This window comes from Schwartzia succinivorans DSM 10502, assembly GCF_900129225.1.
Lineage (GTDB): Bacteria > Bacillota > Negativicutes > Selenomonadales > Selenomonadaceae > Schwartzia > Schwartzia succinivorans.
Map to the genome: position 1 here is coordinate 83,029 of NZ_FQUG01000006.1, position 5,047 is coordinate 88,075.

Genomic DNA, 5,047 nt, shown 5'->3' on the forward strand with positions numbered 1-5,047 from the left:
TACCGCTCGCGGTATTGAAACTACTGCAACTTTACCGCTGCTATGTGTGCTTTAAGTAATTGCATGCACCCTAATACCGCTCGCGGTATTGAAACCCCCATACTTTTCCTCATGGCTTCATACCCATATTTATATTGCATGCACCCTAATACCGCTCGCGGTATTGAAACAGAATCTTCTCAGAACACTCCTGCGGATTTTTGCATTGCATGCATCCTAATACCGCTCGCGGTATTGAAACTCCCGCACCGCACCTCCAACAAGGTACATATTACCAATTGCATGCACCCAAATACCGCTCGCGGTATTGAAACTTCAAGGAACGAATTCAGACAAGCAGACATATTTATTGCATGCACCCTAATACCGCTCGCGGTATTGAAACTTTGCATCCAATACGAACTCTAATTCTTCAACATCCGATTGCATGCACCCTAATACCGCTCGCGGTTTCAGAAGGGGCTTCGGAAAGCTGCACAAAAAAAGAGGTTCACCGACTCATTTGAGTCAGTGAACCTCTTTTTGTTATGCTCACATTGAAATTAAAATCTTTAAATGTTCGGAAACAAAACAGAAATATTTCAGTTATACACAAGTAAATATCGGAAGTTATCCACAAAAATGTGGATAAAATGAGTAATATGTGTATAGTTCTGTTGATAACTATGGGGGTATATGCAAAAATTTCCTAAAAAACATGCCTTCTCCTGAAGGAGAAGGCATGTTTCTAGTCTTTCTCAGTGGTGGAAAAGGCGGATTCCCGTGAAGGCCATGGCGATATTGTACTTATCGCAGGTCTCGATGACATTGTCATCACGTATAGAGCCGCCTGTCTGGGCGATATAGCTTACGCCGCTCTTATGTGCGCGCTCGATATTGTCACCGAAGGGGAAGAAGGCGTCGGAGCCAAGGCATATACCCTCGGCCTTTTTGAGCCATTCCTTCTTTTCCTCACGGGTGAATACAGGGGGCTTCTCGGTGAATACCCGCTGCCACTCGCCGTCCCGGAGAAGGTCCTCGTATTCATCGCCGATGTACACGTCGATTGCGTTATCGCGGTCAGGACGGCGCACCTCGGATTTGAAGGGAAGATTCAGAACCTGGGGGCTCTGGCGCAGGAACCAGTTGTCCGCCTTGCTGCCTGCGAGGCGCGTGCAGTGTACGCGGGACTGCTGGCCCGCGCCGATACCGATGGCCTGTCCGTCCTTTGTATAGCACACGGAGTTGGACTGGGTGTATTTCAGAGTTATAAGGGCAATCAGAAGGTCACGCTTCGCGGCGTCGGGAATGTCCTTGTTCTTCGTGGGACGCTCGGTGAGGCAGTCCTCTGTGATTTCCACATCGTTGCGCTGCTGTTCGAAGGATACGCCGAAGACCTGCTTATGCTCCAGCGGCTCAGGCTCGTAGTCGGGATCCATCTGGATTACGAGATATGTGCCCTTGCGCTTTGTCTTGAGAATCTCAAGGGCCGCCTCGGAGTAGGAGGGAGCGATGATTCCATCGGAGACCTCACGCTGCAGGAAGGACGCGGTCTGGGCGTCGCACTCGTCGGAGAGCGCGACGAAATCTCCGTAGGAGGACATGCGGTCAGCGCCGCGGGCACGAATATAGGCCGTCGCCACAGGTGAAAGCTCCACACCCTCTACGAAATATACCTGCTTCAGCACGTCCGAGAGAGGAACAGCCACAGCCGCCCCTGCAGGGCTTACGTGCTTGAAGGAAGCCGCGGCAGGAAGCCCCGTTGCCTTTTTCAGCTCCCGTACAAGCTGCCAGCTGTTCAGGGCGTCGAGAAGATTTATATATCCCGGTTTTCCGTTGAGAACCTTGAAGGGGAGCTCACCCTTTTCCATATAGACCCGCGCCGGTTTCTGGTTCGGGTTGCAGCCGTATTTCAAAGCCATTTCATTCATTATAAATTTCCTCCTTAAATAAGCTGAAGACCGCAGCTCTATGATGCCAAAGCTTCAGGGACATCACGGCTGAATCAGGGCAAAAGAAAAAGCCGCCCGGGATTCCGGGTCATTTCATTTCATGTGCCCAGACGGTCGGCTTCTTCATATCTGTACTCCCTGTGGTCAATTCCACTTCCGTCAGTCGTACAGACCTCATAAAATCAGAGTATCATTGACGGATTCTTTTGTCAAGAAATCGGGATTAAACGGAGTTTGTGTATACACGGTGTTTCACGTGAAACAAGATATGGTTAAAAGTATACACATGAGAATGATTGTCATTTCCTATTAGTGGTGGTATACTGACTGAGAATTCTTAAAACAGCCGTCAAGGCATTGTTTCTAATGCTGTGATGCCGCGACGGGACAAATAATAGGAGGGGTGTCATGAAATTGACGAGGGATAGGGTGTTTTCGCTGCTTCCTGCGGTGCTTGGTATTTTGCTTTCTGTCGGGGTTATGACTGTTTTTTCTGCCTGCGGAATGGAAGAACACGGTAAGCTGATGCCATGCCACGGGGCGCAGAATGTGGCAGAGCTTGGAGGCTTCGTTTTATTTTTCCTGTTTTCCTTTGGAGCGATTCTTAAAGGCAGGGGCCTGAAGCTCTTTCTTTTCGCGGCGGGAGTAATAGGTGCCGTAGGGCTTTTTTTCGTTCCAGGGGATATCATGCCCCTATGCATGATGAAGACAATGCGCTGTCATGAGGTCTTTCAGCCCTTTGTGCGGCTGGTTTCTGCCGTGATTGTGGTATCGGGAGCCGCGGGCTTTGTCAGGGTTATGCGGAGCCGGAGTAAGTGAGGGAAGGACGCGGAGGGCTGATGTTTTTGACGGGACGGAGAAAATGCCTGATTTTCCTTTTGCTCCTTGCTTTGTGCTGTACGGCTGTGTTTCTTTCGGGCTTCGGGAAGGGTGAAAAGCCCTATGGAAAAATAAAAAAGGGTGATGTGATAGCCTTCGGTGTGTACGAGCAGGACGGCAATACCGCGAACGGTCCTGAGCCTGTGGAGTGGCTTGTGATAGACCGTATCGGTGACGAGGCTCTGCTTATGAGCGCGTGCTGTATAGACGCGCGCCCATACAATGATACGCTCTTTGCTCCTGTCACGTGGGAGACGAGCGCCCTTCGGAGATGGCTGAACGGTGATTTTCTTAAAGGGGCATTTTCGGAGGAGGAGAGAAGCCTTATACGGCTGACGCGGAATCAGACTGAGCCGCAGGCTGTGGTGGGAACAAGCGGCGGCAGGGAAACGGAGGATTATGTGTTTATCCCTGATGCGGGGGATATGTCTATCTACGTCTGTGATGCGGAGGGACGCCAGTATATAGGAAAGGCGCGGGCCTCGGAGCAGGCCGTCCTGCATGGGGCAAAGACCGACAGGCTGGGGCTTGCGGAGTGGTGGCTCCGTTCCCCGGGGGTGTATGAGTTCACCGCCCAGTTCGTGAATTTTTCGGGGGAGGCGCATGTGAGCGGTGCCAACGCGGATATGGTATACGCTGTCCGTCCCGCGCTGTGGCTGGATATAAGTAATCATTGATGGAAAGGAAGGGAAATGGGGAATGCTGTCATTACGAAAAATTCCCATTGAGAATATAAAGGCTCACCCTGTACGGACGGTTATCGTGCTGCTGCTGGCGCTGGCGCAGGCGGCATGCGTTTTCGGCGGAGTCATGGCAGCGCGGGGTATCCAGAGGAATATGGAGCTTGCCGAGGCGCGGCTGGGGGCTGACCTGGTTGTGTATCCGAAGGCCATTGCCGTCAGCAGCAAAATCAATATGAAGCGCATGCTGATGCAGGGAACTCCTGTGAAGGTGTATAAAAGCCGCTCGCTTCTTTCAAAGCTGGAGGACTGCGGGGATATAGAGGCGGCGTCCCGTCAGATTTATATTTCGGATACTCTGCCGGACGGTAAAGATATATGGATTGTTGGCATTGAGCCTGAAAAGGATTTTGTCATAAGGCCGTGGCTTGAGGCGGTGGATTTTGCATTTCCCGTTGGCACGGTGGCTGTGGGCAGTAAGGTGGAAACGACTGCCGCTGATGGTGAGAAGGTCACGCTGTTTCAAAGGGACTGGGCTGTGGGGGCGCGTCTGAAGGAGACGGGCTCGGAGCTTGATTATGCGGTGTTTACGGGAATGGATACTCTTTCTGATGTGATTGCCGCGTCAAAGGCGGCCTCCATGGCTGCGGTGCGGTACATTTGTAAAACGGATGCGGGCCTTGTGCTCAAGGAGGGTGAATAGAATGAAGCTGGAAGCAAAGGGAGTTAAAAAGGATTTTGCCCGCGGGGGGAACAGCGGCAGCGTGCTCGAGGCTGTGAAGCCGCTGGATTTTTCGCTGGAGTCCGGGGAGCTTGTGGAGATAACAGGACGGTCGGGCAGCGGAAAAAGCACGCTTCTGAGCATGATGGCAGGAATGCTTGTGCCTACGGGTGGCAGCATCTGTATTGATGATACGGATATCTACTCCATGAAGGAGGAGGAACGGTCAAGGCTGAGAAATGACAGAATCGGTCTGATTCCTCAGGGGCATACGGCGCTCCGCTCTTTGACGGTTCTGGAAAATGTCATGCTGCCCTTTGTGCTTTACCATAGGGAAACGCCGCCTGAGGACAGGGCGAAGGAGCTGCTACAGAAGGTCGGGCTCTTTGACATGAAGGACGAAAGGCCTAATGCTCTGTCGGGAGGCGAGCTTCGCCGCATGGCCGTGGCAAGGGCGCTTTTGATGAAGCCCGAGGTTCTTTTGGCTGACGAGCCAACGGCAGGACTTGATGATGAAAATGTGGAGCTGGTAATGGAGCTTCTGCGCAGTGCCGCTGATGAGGGAGCTTCGGTCCTGCTGGTGACACACGAAAATGAGGCAAGGAAATATGCCGACCGCGTTTTGGCTATGGACGGCGGAAGGCTTTGTTCCAATTAAAAAAAAGAGACTCCTTTGCGAGTCTCTTTTTTTATACCGGTTCTTTTTCTCCCCCCACAGCCTTCGGCTGTTTCCCCCCTCCCGGAGGGGGGCTTTTAACTGCCTCCACCTTGGATAGGGATTTTGCCACCTCTCTCATGGAGGTGGGCTTTTAACTGCCTCCACCTTGGATGGGGAT

5 protein-coding genes and 1 riboswitch are annotated in these 5,047 nt (G+C 52.1%); of the genes, 4 read left to right on the plus strand and 1 reads right to left on the minus strand.

Going from position 1 to position 5,047, the window contains the following annotated elements:
* Nucleotides 1-737: 737 nt before the first annotated feature.
* The gene (locus tag BUA83_RS08475) at nucleotides 738-1,910 is read right to left on the minus strand and encodes a phosphoribosylaminoimidazolecarboxamide formyltransferase (protein ID WP_072935813.1); all 1,173 of its coding nucleotides are present in this window, start codon (nucleotides 1,908-1,910) and stop codon (nucleotides 738-740) included.
* Between the two features lie 118 nt (nucleotides 1,911-2,028).
* Nucleotides 2,029-2,108, minus strand: a riboswitch (ZMP/ZTP riboswitch).
* A 231-nt stretch (nucleotides 2,109-2,339) separates the two neighbouring features.
* On the opposite strand from BUA83_RS08475, the gene BUA83_RS08480 reads away from it, so the two are divergent.
* The 4 genes from BUA83_RS08480 to BUA83_RS08495 are packed head-to-tail and all read left to right on the plus strand — an operon-like array spanning nucleotide 2,340 to nucleotide 4,869.
* A complete protein-coding gene (locus tag BUA83_RS08480; protein ID WP_072935814.1) occupies nucleotides 2,340-2,750 on the plus strand; it encodes a DUF4418 family protein in 411 nt (136 codons plus the stop codon).
* A gap of 20 nt (nucleotides 2,751-2,770) precedes the next feature.
* Nucleotides 2,771-3,487: a DUF6273 domain-containing protein gene (locus BUA83_RS08485; RefSeq protein ID WP_144340522.1), complete on the plus strand. Its 717-nt coding sequence runs from the start codon at nucleotides 2,771-2,773 to the stop codon at nucleotides 3,485-3,487.
* 22 nt (nucleotides 3,488-3,509) lie between these two features.
* Nucleotides 3,510-4,193 carry a hypothetical protein gene (locus BUA83_RS08490; protein ID WP_072935816.1) on the plus strand — a complete coding sequence of 228 codons (684 nt, stop codon included), beginning with the start codon at nucleotides 3,510-3,512 and terminating at the stop codon, nucleotides 4,191-4,193.
* A gap of 1 nt (nucleotide 4,194) precedes the next feature.
* Nucleotides 4,195-4,869 (plus strand): ABC transporter ATP-binding protein, encoded by a 675-nt coding sequence (locus tag BUA83_RS08495; protein WP_072935817.1) that lies wholly within the window; start codon nucleotides 4,195-4,197, stop codon nucleotides 4,867-4,869.
* The last annotated feature ends 178 nt before the right edge of the window (nucleotides 4,870-5,047 follow it).

Coding starts and splice junctions, on each gene's coding strand:
- BUA83_RS08480 (WP_072935814.1), top strand. CDS start 2,340: ATGAAATTGACGAGGGATAGGGTGTTTTCGCTGCTTCCTGCGGTGCTT.
- BUA83_RS08475 (WP_072935813.1), bottom strand. CDS start 1,910: ATGAATGAAATGGCTTTGAAATACGGCTGCAACCCGAACCAGAAACCG.
- BUA83_RS08490 (WP_072935816.1), top strand. CDS start 3,510: ATGCTGTCATTACGAAAAATTCCCATTGAGAATATAAAGGCTCACCCT.
- BUA83_RS08485 (WP_144340522.1), top strand. CDS start 2,771: ATGTTTTTGACGGGACGGAGAAAATGCCTGATTTTCCTTTTGCTCCTT.
- BUA83_RS08495 (WP_072935817.1), top strand. CDS start 4,195: ATGAAGCTGGAAGCAAAGGGAGTTAAAAAGGATTTTGCCCGCGGGGGG.